Genomic DNA, 1,571 nt, shown 5'->3' on the forward strand with positions numbered 1-1,571 from the left:
CCTACGGCTCGGTCTTCTTCATGGCCACGGGCTTCCACGGCATCCACGTCGTCGGCGGTCTGATCGCCTTCCTGTTCCTTCTCGGTCGGTCCTTCTCCGCCAAGAACTTCGGGCACCACGAGGCCACGACCGGCATCGTGACGTCCTACTACTGGCACTTCGTCGACGTCGTGTGGATCGCACTGTTCTTCGTGATCTACATCCTTCGTTGACGCGGTGACGCCCGCGGCACCGATGCCCGGACAACCACACCTGCCCCCTGCACCCCCCACTTGCGAGACGAGGATCATTTCGTGAAGGCACTCGCCGCCCGCAGACACCACCGCTTCGCTCCGGTCGTGCTGCTGCTGCTGGCGCTGCTGGTCACCGGCGGCGTCTACGCCGCCTTTGCCCCGAGTCCAGCCAGCGCTGACACCGCCAGCACTGAGGACATCGAGACAGGCCAGAAGCTTTTCCAGGCGAACTGCGCCACCTGCCACGGCCCGAACGCGGAGGGCTCGGACACCGTTCCGTCCCTCGTCGGCGTCGGCGCGGCCGCTGTCGACTTCCAGGTGTCGACCGGCCGTATGCCCATGCAGATGGAGGGCCCTCAGGCCATCCAGAAGCCGCGCCAGTTCGACGAGGAGCAGACGTCGCAGCTCGCTGCGTACATCGCCTCCCTGGGCGCCGGCCCGGCGATCCCGACGGACGAGCAGATCGACGCCTCGCTCGGCGACCCCGCCAACGGCGCGGCCGTCTTCCGCACCAACTGCGCGATGTGCCACAACGCCGTCGGCGCGGGCGGTGCTCTCTCGGAGGGCAAGTTCGCCCCTGCACTGTGGGACACCTCCGAGCGGAACATCTACCAGGCCATGCTGACCGGTCCGCAGTCCATGCCGGTCTTCAACGACATGAACATCACGCCCGACGAGAAGCGCGACGTCATCGCGTACCTCGTCGAGCAGCGTGAGGGTTCTGCCGGTGGACTTGACCTCGGCTCTCTCGGCCCCGTCAGCGAGGGCCTCTGGGCGTGGATCGTCGGGCTCGGCCTGCTGATCGGCGCCGCTGTGTGGATCGGAGCGAAGTCGTCGTGAGCGACAACCAGAACTCGACGGACCTGACGAAGCAGGACGGGCAGGAGCTCGACCGCTTCCAGGATCCAGGCATCCCGGCTCACAAGAGCCGGATGGCAGACCGTGACCCCAAGGCCGCCAAGCGTGCCGAGATGCAGGTCGTGATCCTCTTCACGATCTCGATCATCGGCACCATCGGCATGCTGGTCGCCTTCTTCGCCCTCCCGGACGACACGTCCGTCGCGGGCATCCGCACCACGAACCTGATCATCGGGCTCGGCCTGGCGTTCGCGCTGCTCGGCATCGGCCTCGCGGCCGTCCACTGGGCCAAGACGCTCATGTCGGACCACGAGCACGTCGACGAGCGGCACGCCCAGCGCAGCTCGGACGCAGTGCGCGCAGAGGCCGTCCAGGGTCACTCACGCATGAGACCTTCCCTGGTACGGAGTCGGTACGCAGGTGCAATACCTATGACACCGGATGAACTCATGGAAGAGGCATGCAGGCTGGCGAAAGGGC

Annotated in this window: 2 protein-coding genes and 1 pseudogene; all 3 read left to right on the forward strand. The window is 66.6% G+C overall.

Translation table 11 applies throughout. The features are described from left to right. A partial coding sequence (locus ACFWFR_RS19300) for a cytochrome c oxidase subunit 3 (RefSeq protein WP_377624200.1) occupies positions 1-212 on the forward strand: 212 nt, incomplete at its 5' end. An 81-nt stretch (positions 213-293) separates the two neighbouring features. After that, positions 294-1,073: a c-type cytochrome gene (locus tag ACFWFR_RS19305; protein ID WP_377616349.1), complete on the forward strand. Its 780-nt coding sequence runs from the start codon at positions 294-296 to the stop codon at positions 1,071-1,073. Continuing rightward, positions 1,070-1,571, forward strand: a pseudogene (locus ACFWFR_RS19310) (ubiquinol-cytochrome C reductase); the annotation flags it as partial. The gene ACFWFR_RS19305 and the pseudogene ACFWFR_RS19310, both read left to right, overlap by 4 nt.

The organism is Oerskovia sp. NPDC060287 (assembly GCF_042726775.1).
Classification (GTDB): domain Bacteria; phylum Actinomycetota; class Actinomycetes; order Actinomycetales; family Cellulomonadaceae; genus Oerskovia; species Oerskovia merdavium.